The 16,378-nt window shown below is 63.5% G+C and carries 16 protein-coding genes and 1 pseudogene; 7 read left to right on the top strand and 10 right to left on the bottom strand.

Annotation, left to right across the window (positions count from 1 at the left end):
* On the bottom strand, nt 1-402 hold the full coding sequence (locus tag AC1DS5_RS02110; protein WP_477716588.1) for a hypothetical protein: 402 nt from the start codon (nt 400-402) through the stop codon (nt 1-3).
* 411 nt (nt 403-813) lie between these two features.
* Here AC1DS5_RS02110 and AC1DS5_RS02105 point away from each other — a divergent pair, with 411 nt between their 5' ends.
* Both AC1DS5_RS02105 and AC1DS5_RS02100 read left to right on the top strand, forming a co-directional pair.
* Complete coding sequence (locus AC1DS5_RS02105) at nt 814-1,581, top strand: YoaK family protein (RefSeq protein WP_477716587.1); 768 nt, start codon at nt 814-816, stop codon at nt 1,579-1,581.
* Between the two features lie 325 nt (nt 1,582-1,906).
* Nucleotides 1,907-2,098: pseudogene (locus tag AC1DS5_RS02100) on the top strand (alpha/beta fold hydrolase); the annotation flags it as partial.
* Between the two features lie 63 nt (nt 2,099-2,161).
* On the opposite strand, the gene AC1DS5_RS02095 reads toward AC1DS5_RS02100, so the two are convergent.
* Nucleotides 2,162-3,046, bottom strand: a complete 885-nt coding sequence (locus AC1DS5_RS02095; RefSeq protein WP_477716586.1) for a LysR substrate-binding domain-containing protein — start codon at nt 3,044-3,046, stop codon at nt 2,162-2,164.
* 150 nt (nt 3,047-3,196) lie between these two features.
* Here AC1DS5_RS02095 and AC1DS5_RS02090 point away from each other — a divergent pair, with 150 nt between their 5' ends.
* Together AC1DS5_RS02090 and dkgB are read left to right on the top strand one after the other, a co-directional pair.
* Nucleotides 3,197-4,399, top strand: a complete 1,203-nt coding sequence (locus tag AC1DS5_RS02090; protein ID WP_477716585.1) for an MFS transporter — start codon at nt 3,197-3,199, stop codon at nt 4,397-4,399.
* Between the two features lie 49 nt (nt 4,400-4,448).
* Nucleotides 4,449-5,261 carry a 2,5-didehydrogluconate reductase DkgB gene (gene dkgB / locus AC1DS5_RS02085; protein ID WP_477716584.1) on the top strand — a complete coding sequence of 271 codons (813 nt, stop codon included), beginning with the start codon at nt 4,449-4,451 and terminating at the stop codon, nt 5,259-5,261.
* 117 nt (nt 5,262-5,378) lie between these two features.
* On the opposite strand, the gene AC1DS5_RS02080 is transcribed toward dkgB, so the two are convergent.
* The 3 genes from AC1DS5_RS02080 to AC1DS5_RS02070 all read right to left on the bottom strand — a co-directional run bounded on the left by AC1DS5_RS02080 (nt 5,379) and on the right by AC1DS5_RS02070 (nt 7,957).
* Entirely contained in the window at nt 5,379-5,849 is a 471-nt protein-coding gene (locus AC1DS5_RS02080) for a DM13 domain-containing protein (RefSeq protein ID WP_477716583.1), read from the bottom strand.
* Between the two features lie 176 nt (nt 5,850-6,025).
* A complete protein-coding gene (locus AC1DS5_RS02075) occupies nt 6,026-7,462 on the bottom strand; it encodes an aldehyde dehydrogenase family protein (RefSeq protein WP_477716582.1) in 1,437 nt (478 codons plus the stop codon).
* An 84-nt stretch (nt 7,463-7,546) separates the two neighbouring features.
* Complete coding sequence (locus AC1DS5_RS02070) at nt 7,547-7,957, bottom strand: thioesterase family protein (protein WP_477716581.1); 411 nt, start codon at nt 7,955-7,957, stop codon at nt 7,547-7,549.
* A gap of 283 nt (nt 7,958-8,240) precedes the next feature.
* Between AC1DS5_RS02070 and AC1DS5_RS02065 the strand changes: the two genes are divergently transcribed.
* Nucleotides 8,241-9,185, top strand: coding sequence for a transcriptional regulator GcvA (locus AC1DS5_RS02065; protein WP_477716580.1), 945 nt, complete (start codon nt 8,241-8,243; stop codon nt 9,183-9,185).
* On the opposite strand, the gene AC1DS5_RS02060 is transcribed toward AC1DS5_RS02065, so the two are convergent.
* From AC1DS5_RS02060 to AC1DS5_RS02040, 5 genes are all read right to left on the bottom strand, one after another.
* On the bottom strand, nt 9,173-10,075 hold the full coding sequence (locus tag AC1DS5_RS02060; RefSeq protein WP_477716579.1) for an amidohydrolase family protein: 903 nt from the start codon (nt 10,073-10,075) through the stop codon (nt 9,173-9,175). The genes AC1DS5_RS02065 and AC1DS5_RS02060 overlap by 13 nt on opposite strands.
* 72 nt (nt 10,076-10,147) lie before the next feature.
* A complete protein-coding gene (locus tag AC1DS5_RS02055) occupies nt 10,148-10,621 on the bottom strand; it encodes a cupin domain-containing protein (RefSeq protein ID WP_477716578.1) in 474 nt (157 codons plus the stop codon).
* Between the two features lie 103 nt (nt 10,622-10,724).
* Nucleotides 10,725-11,693 carry a Bug family tripartite tricarboxylate transporter substrate binding protein gene (locus tag AC1DS5_RS02050; protein ID WP_477716577.1) on the bottom strand — a complete coding sequence of 323 codons (969 nt, stop codon included), beginning with the start codon at nt 11,691-11,693 and terminating at the stop codon, nt 10,725-10,727.
* Between the two features lie 81 nt (nt 11,694-11,774).
* Entirely contained in the window at nt 11,775-12,971 is a 1,197-nt protein-coding gene (locus AC1DS5_RS02045) for a CaiB/BaiF CoA transferase family protein (RefSeq protein WP_477716576.1), read from the bottom strand.
* Between the two features lies 1 nt (nt 12,972).
* Nucleotides 12,973-13,752, bottom strand: coding sequence for an enoyl-CoA hydratase-related protein (locus tag AC1DS5_RS02040; RefSeq protein ID WP_477716575.1), 780 nt, complete (start codon nt 13,750-13,752; stop codon nt 12,973-12,975).
* Between the two features lie 320 nt (nt 13,753-14,072).
* Between AC1DS5_RS02040 and AC1DS5_RS02035 the strand changes: the two genes are divergently transcribed.
* Both AC1DS5_RS02035 and AC1DS5_RS02030 read left to right on the top strand, forming a co-directional pair.
* Nucleotides 14,073-15,212, top strand: a complete 1,140-nt coding sequence (locus AC1DS5_RS02035) for an iron-containing alcohol dehydrogenase (RefSeq protein ID WP_477716741.1) — start codon at nt 14,073-14,075, stop codon at nt 15,210-15,212.
* A gap of 172 nt (nt 15,213-15,384) precedes the next feature.
* Nucleotides 15,385-16,371, top strand: coding sequence for a TRAP transporter substrate-binding protein (locus tag AC1DS5_RS02030; protein WP_477716574.1), 987 nt, complete (start codon nt 15,385-15,387; stop codon nt 16,369-16,371).
* Nucleotides 16,372-16,378: the final 7 nt, after the last annotated feature.

Genomic DNA, 16,378 nt, shown 5'->3' with positions numbered 1-16,378 from the left:
TCAGGATGGATCGGTGCTGATGTCGGGTTTTCCGGCAGCATCGACCATCACCTGGGCGCGGCGCTTGCCCGCCTGGTCGGTCAGCACTACGCCGGTCGGCCCGCCGTTTTTCAGGAACAAGTAGCTTTGCTGCCCGCCTTCACCAGCCAAAAACACGTGCGTGCCTTTGGCGTCCAGACTGATCTCGACGCGCTTCGCACCGGTGTCCCGGTCGAAGAGTTGCAGGGCGGCGTCTCCGCCCGCGTCCGCGCCAAGCCACAGCTGTGGTCCGCTGCCACTGCTGCCCATGGTCAGCGCCACGCCGTTAGCGGTCGCGCCTAGGCGCGCTTGCTGCTGACCGTTCGCATCCAGCAACTGGAATTCGTGGGCTTTGACTACGATGTGTTCGCCGGATGTTGGCATGGTCGGTTCCTTCCTCAGGATATGGGCAGGACCCCGGCGGATGTGGACGTCACTGTGGCCGATTCGGTTTTGGGCATGACCACGTGGCGACGTCCGTCAGCGCGCAGGGCGGCGCAAAGGTGACAGTGCTAGCATCATAGGACAGCCTGCATGGAATGGCTTGTTGAAAAGTGCGATTTTTGGCTGCCGCGTACCGGTTTTGCGCGCGGCATCTATGAAGAATGACGGTGTGAGGGCAGAAAAGCCGCAAACCGGGAGGCTTGGAAAGCCCATTCTCTATCAGTCAAGAAACAAGCTCTTGACTCTTCACTCCTGGCGCCGGGTTGCCGACGGGCAGGGCACCGTCTGCTGCAAGAGCAGGCTTGGCCTGAAGCCGCCGGCGCTGGCGTTCCACATCCCGAGGACATATCCATGAGTACCACCAATCCCACCGCCACCGCGCCGCAGGCGTTTTCCTCCGCGCCTGCGCCCGCGCCGGCGACGCCAGACGCCTCCGGGCCCCTGGCCAGCCGGCGTGTGAGCATCCTGCTCTCGTTCACGGCGGGCTTCGTAGACACCTTCGGGTTTGTCGCGCTGTTTGGGCTGTTCACGGCTCACGTCACCGGCAACTTCGTGCTTATAGGCGCGGCGATCGCGGGCGCCGGCAGCGCCGCCGTGCTGGGCAAGTTGCTGGCGCTGCCGGCCTTTGTGGCCGGCGTGGTGGCGACCCGTGCCTGGCAACTGCGTTGTGAGCGGGAGGGCCGTGCGTCTGGCGTGGCGGTGGTGGTTGTGCAACTGCTACTGCTGCTGGCATTCATGGCCAGCGGTGTGCTCGCCACGCCGTTTCTGCACCAGGACGGCTGGCAGGTGATCGTGGTGGGCTTGCTGGGCGTGCTCGGCATGTCGGTGCAGAACGCGGCGTCGCGAAGCACCTTCTCGAAGATGAGTCCGTCCACCGTGATGACCGGTAATGTGACCCAGATATCCATGGACCTGATTGACCTGTTGACCAAGGCGCCGGGATCCGCAGCTGCGGCGACGCGTGTGCACGCGATGTGGCCGGCCATCACGGCCTTCGCGATAGGCTCGCTCGGCGGTGCGCTGGCTTTCAAGCCCATGGGATTTTGGGCCATCCTGGCGCCGGTGGCGGCGCTCGCACTGGTGCTGAACGCGCTGACGCAAACAAGCCCGGCTCCGTAAAAATCACTGACCTGGAAGGTGCGCCCGGCTTTTTTTGCGTGGGGCATGTGTGGGTTTCTAAAACGGCGCAGGGCCGGGCTGTGGCCACCGCGCTTGAAACGCTCAGCCTTTGATGACGGCCAGCAGCTCCCTATTGATGTCGTCTTGGTTCGTGACGCAGGTCGCGCGGCGCGCCGGGATAGACCTTGAGCGCAGGGCCCTTGATCATGCTGGCCGCGAGTTTGCCGGTGGCCTCGAATGGAACAACCTGGTCATCGTCGCCATGAACGACCAGCGTTGGCACGTCGATCTTCGCCATGTCGGAACGGAAGTCACCTGGTCCAAAAGCAAACTGGCCATGCCCGTGCTGGCCATCGGAGGCGAAAAATCATTCGGCGCAACCATGGCCGTTGTGATGCGCAACGCGGCGACGAATGTCCAGGAAGAGGTGGTGCAAAAGGCGGGGCACTGGCTCATGGAGGAGAGCCCTGATGCGACCGTTGCGTTGATTGGGAAGTTCCTCGGCAGCGGACGATAAGTTACGCGCCGTGCTGCTCTGGGCCCGCGTGATTTCAGTCCCAGCCAGGGTTCTGTTGTCGAGTCAGCGCAGCCGCGCTGCGATGAAATCCAGAAACGCCGTGATGCGCGACGACAGCGCTGTGTTGCGGTAGTAGACCGCGTTGACGGCCTGCCGCACTTCGACCGTGTCGCGCACTAGCAGCTGCACCAGCTTGCCGCCCGCGCGATCCGCTTCGGTCATGAAGTCGGCCAGACAGACGATGCCCATGCCCGCCAGCGCCAGGTGCCGCATGGTCTCACCGCTGGAAGCGCTGAAAGCAAGGGCTGCGGCGTAGCTGTCGCCATGCGGCCCGCGCAGCGGCCACTCGTTCAGCGCCGGCAACTGGCTGTTGCCGATGAGCGCATGGCTGGCGAGGTCTGCAACACGTTTGGGTCTGCCGTGTTTTTCAAGGTAGGCCGTGCTGGCCAGCACGCGCAGGCGGCTGCTGCACAGCGGCCGCGCGTGCAGCGTGGAGTCGCGCAGCGGCCCGATGCGGATGGCGATGTCGGTGCGCTGGGCCAGGAGGTCGACGTTGAGGTCATCGGTGTTGAGCTCCAGGCTGATCTTGGGGAACAGGGCACTGAATGCCGGCACCAGCGGCACGATGCCGTGCAGCATGAAGGGCGAGGCGGCATTGACCCGCAGCAACCCGGCCGGTTGCTGGCGCCGCGTCACCAGTTCGTCCTCGGCCTCGTCTATGGCGTCCAGGATGGCGCGGGTGCGGGTCAGGAAGGTTTGGCCCTCTTCGGTTAGCTCCAGCCGCCGCGTGGTGCGGCGCAGCAGGGTGGTGGCCAGCTTTTTCTCCAGCCGGCCGAGCGCGCGGCTGATGCCCGAGACGGTTTGCCCCAGCTGGTCGGCCGCCGCGGTGATGGAGCCGGTGTCCACCACCGCGCGAAAGGCCAGCAGCTCTTCAATCGTGGTCTTCATGGTTTTCAGGGTGTGACTTCAGGGTAACTTCAGGGTGCAACGGGCACGGCATTGTTGATTTCAAGTCAACTATATTGTGCGCGTACATGGCTTATTCTGCAAAGATAAAAAGCCCACACTGCAGGCTTCGTGAAACCTCCGGAGCCTCTCATGCCCATTGCCCTTCTGGCGCTGACGATCAGCGCCTTCGCCATCGGAACGACGGAATTCGTCATCGTCGGCCTGCTGCCCACGGTGGCGGCCGACCTGCAGATCAGCCTGCCCTCGGCCGGCCTGCTGGTCAGCCTGTATGCGCTGGGCGTCGCCATCGGCGCGCCGGTGCTCACCGCCCTGACCGGCAAACTGCCGCGCAAAACCCTGCTGCTCGGGCTGATGGCCCTGTTCACGCTGGGCAACCTGCTGGCCTGGCAGGCGCCGGGCTATAACTCGCTGATCGCCGCGCGCATTCTCACGGGCCTCGCGCACGGCGTGTTCTTCTCCATCGGCTCGACCATCGCCACCGGCCTGGTGCCCAAGGAAAAAGCCGCCAGCGCCATTGCCATCATGTTCACCGGCCTGACGGTGGCGCTGGTCACTGGCGTGCCACTGGGCACCTTCATCGGCCAGCACTTCGGCTGGCGCGAGACTTTCCTGGCCGTCTCGGCTCTCGGCGCCATCGCCTTCCTGGTGAGCCTGCTGTTCGTGCCGCGCAACATCAAGCACACGCCACCAGCATCGCTGGCGCAGCAGTTCCAGGTGCTGGCCCAGCCGCGCCTGCTGCTGGTCTATGCCAAGACGGCCATCGGCTACGGCGGCTCCTTCATTCCCTTCACCTTTCTCGCACCCATCCTGCAGCAGTCGGGCTTCAGCGCCGGCGCCGTCGGCTGGGTGATGCTGGTGTACGGCGTGTCGGTCGCTGCGGGCAACCTCTGGGGCGGGCGCCTGGCCGACCGCCGTGGGCCGATTGCCGCGCTGAAGATCATCTTCGCGCTGCTGGCCGCCGTGCTGCTGCTGTTTCAATTCACCGCGCCGCATTCGTGGCTGGCGGTGGCCACCGTGCTGCTCTGGGGTGCCGTGGCGTTCGGCAATGTGCCGGGCCTGCAGGTGTATGTGGTGAGCCAGGCGGAGCGCCACACACCGCAGGCGATCGACGTGGCCTCGGGCCTGAACATCGCCGCCTTCAACCTGGGGATTGCCTTTGCGGCCTGGGCCGGCGGCCTGGTGGTCACGCACCTGGGCCTGATGCACACGCCCTGGATAGGCGCCGGGGTGGTACTGGTGGCGCTGGCGCTGACCTTCTGGAGCGGCCGCCTCGACGTGCGCGACGGTGTGCCGGCCCGCGCGGCCAGCCAGGGCCCGGTGCCCGCCCACTGACTTATCACACTGACTTATTCATTTATTCAGCAGAAACAAGGACACCAACATGACCCTTCCCATCATTCCCGCATTCGGCCTCGGCACCTTTCGCCTGAAAGACCAGGTCGTTGTCGACTCCGTCAGCAACGCGCTGGAGCTCGGCTACCGGCTCATTGACACCGCGCAGATTTATGGCAACGAAGCCGAGGTCGGCCAGGCCATTGCCGCCAGCGGCGTGCCGCGCAGTGAGCTGTTCCTGACCACCAAGATCTGGACCGAACACCTCGCCAGAGACCGCGTCATTCCCAGCCTCAAGGACAGCCAGGCCAAACTGCGCACCGACCAGGTGGACCTCACGCTGATCCACTGGCCGTCTCCCGGCCAGGCGGTGCCGCTGGCCGACACGCTGGGCGCCTTGATGCAGGCCCAGGCGCAAGGACTGACAAAACAGATCGGCGTCTCCAACTTCAACATCGCCTTGCTGCAGGAATCCATCGAGGTGGTGGGCGCGGCCAGCATCGCCACGCTCCAGATCGAGCTCAGCCCCTACCTGCAAAACCGCCGGCTCGCTGACTTCGCACGCAGCCAGGGCATTCACATTACTTCGTACATGACGCTGGCCTACGGCAAGGTGTTGCAGGACCCGGTGATCCGGCAGATCGCGCAGCAGCATGGCGCCACAGCCGCGCAGGTGGCGCTGGCCTGGGCTTTGCAACTGGGCTACGCCGTGATTCCGTCGTCCACCCAGCGCGCCAACCTGCAAGGCAATTTGCTGGCGCAGCAGCTGCGGTTGACCGACGAGGACATGGCACAGATCGCGACACTCGACCGCGGCGAGCGCCTGGCCAATCCGGACGGTCTCGCGCCAAAGTGGGATTGAATGATTGAGAGCGCTGCCGCCGGGCAGATGCGGGCTGTGGCCTTGCCGGCATCCTCGTCAAAACCACCGCTTGTGTGACCGCTCGGCGCCAGCGAACCGGTGCACGGTTTTCCGCGTCTAGCGATACCTGGCGGCCGTGATGAACTGGCTGAAAGACTCACACCAGACAATTACCGTGTTGTAGCGTGAGATGTCGACCGACCCCGGGACTGGAACCACGAAATTCTCGAAGGTTTTGACGTCCCCGACGCGCATCATGCGTGCCTTCAGGCGCGCGAAGTCCGCCTCGGTTTCGACGAACTCGGGCGACAGATACAGCTTGTAGTCCGGCCCCGGCGCAAGCCTTCCCGACAGGGCAATGCTTTGCGGGCTGACCGAGACCGTGCCCTCGCCCCAGTGAAACAGGTCACTGTCTTTGAGGTCCCGGCGGAACTGACCCGTATATGTGGCCTGGCTTGTCTGGGAGGCGATTTCGGCGGCGGAGGGTGCCGGTGGCGCCGTGAGGACAGGCAAGGCATAGATGCCCGCAGCGAAGCCCGCGGCAAACGCCACGACATAGGATGCGATGAGAAGCAGGGTTTTTTTCATGAGACGGCCCAAACGTGCGCTAGCCGTGCAATGGCGCGTGTGAATGTACGTCGCTGAATGACCGGCCGTGTCGAACTGAACCGCCGCCATGACGGTTGCAGGACCAGTGTAAGGCTCAACCGCCCGCGCTGGCAATGCCCCAGGGCCGGTGGCGGCCGGGGCGCCCGTCGAGCCGCTCAGGCCAGCGTGTAGGAAGTCTTCACCGTCGTGAAAAACTCCTGGGCGTACCGGCCCTGCTCGCGGGGCCCATAGCTTGACCCCTTGCGGCCGCCGAAGGGCACGTGATAGTCCACTCCGGCCGTCGGCAGGTTCACCATCACCATGCCCGCCTGGCTGTGGCGTTTGAAATGGGTGGCGTACTTCAGCGAGGTGGTCGCGATGCCGGCGGAGAGCCCGAACGGCGTGTCGTTGGCCACCTCCAGCGCTTCCTCGTAGTTCGCCACGCGAATCACGCTGGCCACGGGTCCGAAAATTTCTTCGCGGTTGATCCGCATGGAGGGTGTGCTGTCGGTGAAGAGCGCCGGTGCCATGAAGAAGCCGTCCTTGTCAGCCTTCATGCGATCGCCGCCGAACGCCAGCGTCGCGCCTTCCGATTGCCCGATCTGCACGTAGCTGAGGTTCTGCTCGAGCTGGGCCCGCGACGAGACCGGCCCCATGTCGGTTCCCGCGGCCAGTGCGTCCCCGACCCTGATCCGGGCGATGCGCGCCTGCAGGGCTTCCACGAACTGGCCGTAGATGCCCTGAGTCACGATCAAACGGCTGGAGGCCGTGCAACGCTGACCGGTTGAATAAAACGCGCTTTGAGCACAGAGCTCCACCGCCTGGGCCAGGTCGGCGTCGTCGAGCACGACCTGCGGATTCTTGCCCCCCATCTCCAGCTGGATTTTCTTGAAGCTGGCAACGCAGGCTTGCGCAATGCGCCGGCCCACGCCCTCCGAGCCCGTAAAACTCACGGCATCGATGCCGGCGTGATGGACCAGCGCCTCGCCGATCACGCTGCCCCGGCCCATCACCAGGTTGAACACCCCGGCCGGGATGCCGCTGCGCGAGATGATCTCGGCCAGCGCCCACGCAGAGCCAGGCACGATGTCGGCAGGCTTGAAGACGACACAGTTGCCCCAGGCCAGGGCCGGTGCGATTTTCCAGGCCGGGATCGCGATCGGAAAGTTCCACGGGGTGATCAGCCCCACCACGCCAACGGGTTCGCGCGTGACTTCCACGCCGATGCCCGGCCTCACGGAAGCCATGCTCTCGCCGGCCATGCGCAGGCATTCCCCCGCGAAAAATTTGAAAATCTGCCCAGCACGGGTGACCTCGCCGATGCCTTCGGCTTTTGTCTTCCCCTCCTCCCGCGAAAGTAGTGTCCCAAGTTCTTCCTTTCGCGCAAGGATTTCGGTGCCGATCCGGTCGAGCGCGTCGCTGCGCAACTGAATACCCGAGGTCGACCAGGCCGGGAACGCCGCGCGTGCCGCCTCCACCGCCGCGTCGACATGGGAGGCATCTGCCTGGGCGTACTCACCCAGGACATCGGCCAGGTTGGAGGGATTGATATTGGGTGCGTAGCTTGCGCCGGCAACCCAGCAGCTGGCAATCAGATTGTTGTAGCGTTGCATGGGGATCCAGAAGACAAAGAAAAAGAAAAAGAAAAAAGAAGCAGAACGAATGTGGCGGGAAGAGATAAGAGATAAGGAATAAGGTCAGCGCACCGCCAGGGCGCGTTGGGCCTTGTCGTGAACACGCCCGCGGAGTTTGGCCACGTCCACGATGAACCGGCTGTGTGTTCCGCTGCAGATCTCTTCCATGCCATCGGCCACCGTGACCTTGAAGCTCACCTTGCGTCCCTCCATGGCCATGACCGTGGCGGTGATCTGCACCGCCATGCCGACCAGCGTGGCCGCGCTGTGGCTGAGATCAATCGCGATGCCCACCGAATTCTCCCCGGGCCCGACATGCGTGAGGAGAAAGTCGAGACAGGTTTGCTCGATGTCCCGTACCAGCTCCGGTGTGGCGTACACGCGAAGCTCTTCACCGAGAAAGTCCACGGTTCGGGGCAGGTCCACCGTGATGGTTCTGGATATCTCCGTGCCGATGCTCAGGTCATTCGTCATTTTTTACTCGTCATTCTTTTGTTCCAGGTTTGCGACCGGCAAAACGTTCATCGCGGCCATGGCGGCAAAGTTTATGGTCGCAGGGTGCTCCGGACAAGCGACATTTAATTGAACCCGACACGAGAAAAACTTGAAGCGAAACTCGAAGCGAAATCTCAAGCGCAGTGGCCGGAGGAGCGGCCTCATGAATGTGACACCGGGGTGTGTTTCAAGTAAACTCACCGTCAGGGTTCCAAGAATTAAAAGGCTCGCTTCGAGCCTGAATTACCAACAGAGACAAGAGATGGCGCGTCAGATTCCCCCCCTCAATCCCTTGAGGGCGTTCGAGGTGGCAGCGCGTCATCTGAGCTTTACCCGCGCGGCCGATGAGCTGTTTGTCACGCCCTCAGCCGTGAGCCACCAGGTCAAGGCGCTGGAAGAAAGCCTGGGTGTCGTTCTTTTTGTGCGCGAGTCCAAGGCGCTCGCGTTGACGGCGGCGGGGCGTGCTTACCTGCCCGGCGTGCAGCAAGCGTTCCAGCAATTGGCCGCCGCGACCCAACAGCTGCATGCCCAGAATCTGCCGGCACTCAGGGTCAGCGTTCCTCCGACTTTTGCCGTCAAGTGGCTCATTCCGCGCATGGACCGATTCATGAAAGCGCACACGGACATCGACCTCAAGATTTCAACGTCCGCGCGCATGGTCGATTTCGAGCGCGAGGACTACGACCTGGCGATCCGCTATGGCCGCGGCAACTATCCCGGCCTGCATTCCGAGGTGTGCCTGTCGGTCGAAGTCTTTCCGGTGTGCAGCCCCGCGCTCATGCGCGGTGAGCACCCGTTGCTGAAGCCGGAAGATTTGAAACATCACACCTTGCTGCACGACGACAGCAAGTACACCGACGTCTCCAATCCGGACTGGTCGATGTGGCTGGCACATGCAGGGGTCACCGGCGTCGACGCGACGCGTGGCCCCTCGTTCTGGCCCAGCCATCTCGTGATCAATGCCGCCATCGACGGCTTGGGCGTTGCCCTTGCAAAGAAGAACTGGGTGCTCCACGACCTGGCCCAAGGTCGCCTGGTGCGCCCGTTCGACATCAGCCTGCCGGTCGAGTTTTCCTACTACATGGTGTATCCGAAAGAGCGGATCAACGACCCGCGCATCACGCTCTTCGCGGAATGGATTCGCAGCGAGGTTGCCCTGGCCAATGCCGCTGAATCAAAAGATGCCGAGGCGGCCTACAAGCGGTAGATGCGCTGTGCGTTGTCATGCAGCAGCATGCGGCGCTCTTCAGGCGGGCGGTCCGCGATGGCGGCAAGAAAGCCCGCCAGAATGTCTTCATAAGTCGCCACCAGGCTGTCCACCGGAAAATTGCTGGCGAACAGGCAACGATCCGCACCGAAAATCGCAATCGTGTCGCGAATGATGGGCACATTCGCCGTCTGGGTCCAGGGCTGACCCTGCTGGCCCAAACCAGAGATCTTCACGGCGGCATTCGGTTGGCGCGCGACCTGTTCCATGGCCCGGCGCCAGCCGCTCAGACCTTCGGCACTCCGGTCTGCGGGCAGTCCGGTGTGGTTGATGATGAGCCGGGTAGCGGGGAAATCACGGGCCAGATCGGCCGCCTGGTCGAGGTTCCACCAGGGCGCCTGCAGATCAAAGGAAAAACCGTGGCGCTCCAGCAATGCATAGCCCTTGCGCCACTGCTCGTCATCCATGGAGCCCGGCAAACCGCGCCGGGCCTCGGCACGCAGTGCGGCGGTCACGGGCTTGTGGCGTATGCCACGGACCATCGCATAGCCAGCCTGCCCGCGGAGCACTTCATCCACATCCGGTGCATCAAGCCTGGCGTGCCCGACGATGGCAGAAGGCCATCCCGTCTGACGGGCCACCTGCGTCAGCCACTGCGTTTCGCCCAGCGGCGTCGCACGCTCCCATTCGGCTTCTATGTGAACTGTCTTGACGGGCCGAAAGCCCTCGGTGTCTCGGGCCAGGTCGCAGGGCAGGTAGTCGCGCTTGAGTGCGGCATAGTCGCCATACCGGAACCCGCTGACATCTTCCCCCTGCAGCCAGGGGTAGGGGTTGTTTCGCAGGTTCCAAAAATGCTGGTGGGCATCGATAAAGGGTTCATCAAAGTTCATGCCGGCGATTCCTTGCAGCGGGCGGCGGGGCGAGTGACCATGCGTTGAAGCAGTCGCTCGCCCCGGGGGCCGTCAGTTTTTTTGCGGTACCAGCGTGGTGAACGACGGGCCGATGCCGATCACGTCACAGACGACGTCCCCGTCCTTGGTCCACGAATAGTGGGGTGCTTCGATGGGTTCCTTGAAGAGCGATCCTGCAGGGTAGGCGATCAGCTTGGACTCGTCAAACTTGTCGCCGTAGCCGAAGTAGAGGGTGCCCGAAATGATGGAGACGATCCTGACCTTGTCGGGATGGGTGTGCACAGGCAACCGGGTGTTCGCCGGGATGCGCACGCGCAGGATGAACAGGCCCGGCTGTTTCGGGTCACCGAACAGGACCGCGCTCTGGGAGGGCGAGGCGGGGTTCATGGTGTAGCGGACGTCGCCCGGCTTGAACGATATATCGGGAGGCGCGACCTCGTCGGCGGACCACGCGGCCGGGATGCAGGCCAGGGCCAACAGGGAAGCGCCGCAGAAAGCGCGTAGGTACGATGCAGTAGTTTTCATGAATGTCTCCTCGTCAGTTCAAAGTTAAGGGCGAAAAATGCACAGGGACGGGCGGCAGGGTTGCGTTTCGTCTCCATACAAGGGGTGACGCTGGCCGGCAGCCTCAAGGCTTGGGTTCAAGCTTGCCGGCCAGCTGTTTGAAATAAAGGCTTTCACGGGCCATGACCGCCTGCAGGGTCACGTCATCGGCGTAGGTGTCGGTGCTGTAGTTCAGCTTCTCAAGCGCTTCCCGCAGGGTTGGCTCCTGGACCGTTTTCGCGACGACGGCGCGCAGGACCTTCAGCACCTCGGGCGGCGTATCCCGGGGGGCGGCCAGGCCGCGCCAGATGCCAAGCGACACGTCGATACCGCGCTCCTTGAGCGTCGGCACCGATTCAAATCCCTTGACGCGGCGGTCGGCCATGACCGCCAGGACCTTGAGCTTGCCCGTGGCAACGTGGCTGGAAACCTCGGCCGTGCTGACGGTGACCGCGTCGATGTGGCCGCCCAGCAGCGCGAGAATCGCCGGCGCCCCTCCTGCGTAAGGAATGTGGTTGAAGGCCGCACGGGTTTTGTCTGCAAGAGCGACCGCCGCCATATGCCACGTCGAGCCATGGCCCGCATTGCCGACCCGGATGTTCGAGCCCGGCTTGCGCGCGGCCTCCAGAAACTCTTCGAGCGTTGCATAAGGCGCATCGGCGCGAACCGCGACGGTAGCCGGGTCGGCGTTCAGTCGGGCAATCGGCGCGAAATCCTCATACGAGAACTTGGCCAGGCCAAGATGGTTCAGGAAGGTCATCTCGCTGGAGGCCAGCAGAAGCCGGTACCCATCGGGCTTGGCCTTCCAGACTTCGGTCATGCCCAGCACGCCGCTGGCGCCGGGCTTGTTGATCACCACGATGCTTTGGGGCAGGTGCTTTTGCGCCGCGACCGCAAAGGCGCGGGCAACCACGTCCGCGCCACCCCCTGCCTGCCAGGGCACGACCAGTTCGATACTGCGGCTGGGGTAGCCGCCCGGCTGCGCTGCGGCGCCGGCCGTGAGACCGACGGCACACAGGGCCATAAACCATTTGCGTAAGTTGAATGCAGACACGGTATCTCCTCGGGTTGAATGGTTGGCGCAACTTGCGCCGGAATCCATGAACAAAAACTCTTTCATGCGGGGGCGGAGCGCTCACTCCATGGCGAAGATCGCGCCCTCCTGACGCAGCGTGCGAATGTCCTCATCGGAGAATTCGAACTCGCGCAGCACTTCGACGGTGTGCTCGCCCAGGCGGGGGGCGGGCCGGCCGCTGTGGTCCCGCCCTTCTGAAAACGTGATGGGCAGGCCCAGCCCTTTCACACTGCCGGCCGTGGGATGCCGGGTCTCCACGATCATTCCGCGCTCTATCGTCTGGGGATGGGCGACCGCCTCGGCGATGCCGAGAATGGGGCCGGCCGGCAGCCCGACACGGTCGAACAGCGCCATCCATTCCGCGGTGGTTCGCCGGGTCAATTGCTCCGTCAGCAGGCGCACCAGTTCCGGCCGGTGCTCCATGCGGCCCGCGTTGGTGGTGAACCGCGGATCGGATGCCAGGGCCGGTGCGTCCAGCACCTCGAGCAGGCGTTCGTAGTTGCTCTGGTTGGCCGCACCGATGTTGATCCAGCCATCCTTGGAGCGGAAAGCCTGGTAGGGTGAGCTGGTCGCGTTGGCCGAACCCATCTTGGGCAGCACGGTCCCGTCGGTGAAGTAACTGGCCACCGGCCAGTACATCTGGTGCAGGCTGGCCTCGAACAGCGACGTGTCCACGCTCTGACCCAGGCCGGTGCGCAGCCTTTGGGCATAGGCGGCGGCGATGCCCAGTGCCGCCAGAATCCCGGCATTGATGTCGGCCACGGGCGATCCGGCCTTGATGGGCGCCTGGCCTTCCTCGCCCGTCATGCTCATCAAGCCGCTCATGCCCTGTGCCACCAGGTCAAAGCCGGCGCTCTCGGCCATGGGGCCCGTGCGGCCAAAGCCGGAGATCGAGCAGTAGATCAGCGCCGGGTTGATCTCGCGCAGCGTTTCATACCCGAGCCCGAGTTTTTCCATGGTGCCGGTGCGGTAGTTCTCGGTCACGACGTCCGCATCTTTCAGGAGCTTGAGCAGAACCGCCTTGCCGCCTGCGGTCTTCAGGTTCAGGCCGATGCCCCGCTTGTTGCGATTGACGATCATGAAGGCTGCCGACTCGCCGCACGGCAGGACAGGCGCGAAGCGCCTGGCGTCATCGCCTCCGGGGACCTTTTCAACCTTGATGACCTGTGCGCCCATGTCGGCGAGCATCAGCCCGCAAATCGGGCCCGACATGATGTGGGCCAGTTCGATGACCTTCATTCCTTGCAACGGTCCCATGTCACTTCCCCTTGAAGACCGGTCGGGTCTTGTTGATGAATGCCTGATAGCCGGCGCGAAAGTCTTCCGTGTCGAAGCACGCGTAGGCCTCGTCCCGGTCCGCTTCCGTCAGCGGCGCCGGATCTGCCAGCCTGCGAATGAATTTCTTGTGCCATTGCGCGACGAGCGGCGCGCCGTGGCTGATGCGCCGGGCGATGGCCTCCACTTCAGCCGGCACCTCGGCGTCTTCCACCACCTTGTTCACGAGGCGCTTGTCGAGCGCCTCCTTTGCACCGAACACCCGGCCTTCCAGCAGGATCTCCAGCGCCGTGCTGGCACCGACCAGTGACACCAGGCCGCCCAGTTCACCGTAAGACATCACCAGTCCGAGCCGGCTGACCGGCACGCCAAAGCGGCTGGAGACGCCGCAGATGCGCATGTCGCAGACCGAGGCAATCTCGAGGCCGCCCCCCACGCAGGCGCCCTGGATCATCGCCAGCGTCGGATGGCGGCAGGCGGCGATCGCTTGCATCGCAGCTTCGGTGACATGGGCATAGGCGCGTGCCTGCGTTCCGTTGAGCCGCGCGCGGGGGAACTCCTCGATGTCGGCGCCCGCCGAGAAAGCCTGGTCACCGGCGCCGCGAAGGATGATGCAGCGCACATCGTCGTCAGCCGACAGCGTTTTGACAGCCGCCTCCAGACCCAGCCACATGTCACGGTTCATGGCGTTGAGCTTGGCCGCGTTGTTGAGCGTGACCGTCGCGACGCTCTCCCTTCGATCAATCAGTACTGGTGTTGGCATAGGTCCCGCTCTGTAGAAACTTCAAATCTGCGCAAGGTGCAAACGGGGTTTGCGCTGCTTGCCTTGCATGAGGAGCAGAGTCTAGGTTTCAACGGTGATGGCACCAAGCGAGAAATTTTCTGCATGGCTTCAAGAAAAACTCGCGGCCCCAACGCATGAAAATTTCTTGATCACTCGTCAAGAAAATGTGCCTTGCAGGTGGACTGAAGTACTCCCAGAATACGCGCACTGCAAGCTGGCCAACAGCTTCAGTTGCCGCGAAACGGCTGCATTGCATGCGGCGTTTGCTTCACAAGTTCCAGTTCAACATCGGGGATTCCATGGCCACCATCAACTACGTTACCCAAATCGAAATCGACTTTGGCGCGGTCCAGCTCTTGCAGCGCGAGTGCGACCGGATCGGTATCAAGCGACCCCTCATCGTCACGGATGCCGGTGTGCGCGCCGCCGGCATCGTCGACCGTGTCCTGTCCCACCTGGCGAATGGCAAGGAGGCGGTCGTCTTCGACAGGACGCCTTCCAACCCGACCGAGGCCGCCATGCGGCAGGCAGTCGAGTTGTATGTCGCGCATGTCTGCGACGGCATCATTGCCATTGGCGGGGGTTCGCCCATTGACCTGGCCAAAGGGGTGGCCGTGTGCGCGACGCACGAGGGGGAGCTGCGAATGTTCGCGGCGATCGAAGGAGGCGTTGGCAGGATCACGGCGAAGACGGCGCCCGTCATCGCCATTCCGACGACCGCTGGCACAGGCAGTGAGGTGGGGCGCGGTGCGGTGCTGATTCTGGACGACGGCCGCAAGGTCGGCGTGCTCTCGCCCTACCTGATACCCCGGGTGGCGATCTGCGACCCCGAGCTGACTTTTGGGTTGCCGCCCTTGCTGACCGCGGCCACCGGCATGGACGCGATTGCCCATTGCATGGAGACCTTCATGGCGCCCGCCTTCAACCCGCCGGCCGACGGGATTGCACTGGACGGCTTGCGCCGTGCGTGGAAACACATCGAACGCGCCACCGCGTCTCCCCAGGATCGCGAAGCCCGGCTGAACATGATGAGCGCCTCGATGCAGGGCGCCCTGGCATTTCAGAAGGGCCTGGGTTGCGTGCACAGCCTCAGCCACTCGCTCGGAGGCCTGAGCCCGCGGCTTCACCACGGGACCCTGAACGCCATTTTCCTGCCGGCAGTCATAGCGTTCAACGCCGTGGCAGAGTCGGTGCAGAAAGAGCAGCGCCTGGAGCGCATGGCGCAGGCAATGGATGTTGCCGGTCCCGCGGCGCTGGGCCCGGCGATCTTGTCGATGAATGCACGGCTGGGACTGCCGACGGGCCTGCGCCAACTGGACGTTTCGCCGGATATCTTCCCGAAAGTCATTGAAGGCGCGCTAAAGGACCACTGCCACAAGACCAACCCCCGTCTGGCGACCCCGGCTGACTACGACGCCATGCTTCGGGCCTCCCTGTAGGCGGCCGAAGGGGATGAGCTTTTCTAGGGCGCAGGACGACTAAATGTCGCTTGTGACGCATTCGGGCGCTTCATACACTGATGGCGTATTGACCACCCACTGATTGCCGTCGAACCGGAGCATGCGGGACCACCGACCACTGCTGCCTTCGTAAACATAAAGGAGACTTCTCATGAAAACGCGCTTATTTTTGGCGTCCATCGCCCTGCTTCTCGCCGCGACCGCCGGCCTTGCCTCCGCGCAGACTGCGCCCGTCAAGCTGCGGTTCGGCCATACGCTGCCGGCGAACGATTCACAGCATTTGGCCGCGCTGGAGTTCAGCAAGCGCGTCAAGGAACGCACCCAGGGGGGTGTCGAGATCCAGGTTTTCGCCAACAGCCAGCTCGGCAACGACTCCACCTTGATCAACAGCGTCCGCAGCGGCACGATCGACATCGGCGCCACCGGAAACCCCTTTTTCACGGGCCTGGCGCCCCGGCTCAATGTGCTGGATTTGCCCTATCAATTCACCGATGCGCAGCAGCTCTACCGCGTGCTGGACGGCCCCACAGGCCGATCCCTGCTCGATGACCTGGGTGCGCACCAGCTGAAAGGCCTGGCGTTCTGGGAGATAGGCTTTCGCAGCCTGGCCAACAACAAGCGCCAGGTCTCGAAGGCCGAGGACATCAAGGGGCTGAAGATCCGCACCACGCCAAATCCTTCTCATCTGAAGGCCTTCCAGTTGCTCGGCGCCAGCCCGCAACCGATGCCTTTTGCCGAGGTGTTTTCAGCGCTTGAATCCGGCGCCGTGGATGGCAACGAGAATCCACCGGTGTTGATGGTTTCCTCCAAGATGTACGAGGTGCAAAAGTACCTGTCGCTGACCCGCCATGCCTACACCGCTCTCGTCGTTGTCATGAACAAGGCGAAATTTGATGCGCTCAAGCCTGAGTTCCAGAAAGTGCTGCTTGAGGAATCTGCCAGCGCTGCGGTGCTGCAGCGCAAGATGAACGCGGAGAATGAAACAGCGGCTATTGCTCAGTTGCGCGCCAAGGGCATGCAGGTGAACGAAACCCCCGACATCGCCGGCATCCGTGCCGTGGTCAAGGACGAAGTCCGCAAGATGTACGTCGAAAAGAACGGCGACGCCGTTCTTAAGGCGATTGATCTTCAGCGCTGAGCCCAAG

Source organism: Polaromonas sp. P4_H1 (assembly GCF_056400945.1).
Note: the sequence above shows the minus strand (reverse complement) of the source record. Positions and strands in the feature narration are given on the sequence as shown.

What these genes read in the sequence shown, in the direction of transcription:
- AC1DS5_RS02110 (WP_477716588.1), bottom strand. Translation starts at nt 402, where the DNA reads ATGCCAACATCCGGCGAACACATCGTAGTCAAAGCCCACGAATTCCAG.
- AC1DS5_RS02105 (WP_477716587.1), top strand. Translation starts at nt 814, where the DNA reads ATGAGTACCACCAATCCCACCGCCACCGCGCCGCAGGCGTTTTCCTCC.
- AC1DS5_RS02095 (WP_477716586.1), bottom strand. Translation starts at nt 3,046, where the DNA reads ATGAAGACCACGATTGAAGAGCTGCTGGCCTTTCGCGCGGTGGTGGAC.
- AC1DS5_RS02090 (WP_477716585.1), top strand. Translation starts at nt 3,197, where the DNA reads ATGCCCATTGCCCTTCTGGCGCTGACGATCAGCGCCTTCGCCATCGGA.
- dkgB (WP_477716584.1), top strand. Translation starts at nt 4,449, where the DNA reads ATGACCCTTCCCATCATTCCCGCATTCGGCCTCGGCACCTTTCGCCTG.
- AC1DS5_RS02080 (WP_477716583.1), bottom strand. Translation starts at nt 5,849, where the DNA reads ATGAAAAAAACCCTGCTTCTCATCGCATCCTATGTCGTGGCGTTTGCC.
- AC1DS5_RS02075 (WP_477716582.1), bottom strand. Translation starts at nt 7,462, where the DNA reads ATGCAACGCTACAACAATCTGATTGCCAGCTGCTGGGTTGCCGGCGCA.
- AC1DS5_RS02070 (WP_477716581.1), bottom strand. Translation starts at nt 7,957, where the DNA reads ATGACGAATGACCTGAGCATCGGCACGGAGATATCCAGAACCATCACG.
- AC1DS5_RS02065 (WP_477716580.1), top strand. Translation starts at nt 8,241, where the DNA reads ATGGCGCGTCAGATTCCCCCCCTCAATCCCTTGAGGGCGTTCGAGGTG.
- AC1DS5_RS02060 (WP_477716579.1), bottom strand. Translation starts at nt 10,075, where the DNA reads ATGAACTTTGATGAACCCTTTATCGATGCCCACCAGCATTTTTGGAAC.
- AC1DS5_RS02055 (WP_477716578.1), bottom strand. Translation starts at nt 10,621, where the DNA reads ATGAAAACTACTGCATCGTACCTACGCGCTTTCTGCGGCGCTTCCCTG.
- AC1DS5_RS02045 (WP_477716576.1), bottom strand. Translation starts at nt 12,971, where the DNA reads ATGGGACCGTTGCAAGGAATGAAGGTCATCGAACTGGCCCACATCATG.
- AC1DS5_RS02040 (WP_477716575.1), bottom strand. Translation starts at nt 13,752, where the DNA reads ATGCCAACACCAGTACTGATTGATCGAAGGGAGAGCGTCGCGACGGTC.
- AC1DS5_RS02035 (WP_477716741.1), top strand. Translation starts at nt 14,073, where the DNA reads ATGGCCACCATCAACTACGTTACCCAAATCGAAATCGACTTTGGCGCG.
- AC1DS5_RS02030 (WP_477716574.1), top strand. Translation starts at nt 15,385, where the DNA reads ATGAAAACGCGCTTATTTTTGGCGTCCATCGCCCTGCTTCTCGCCGCG.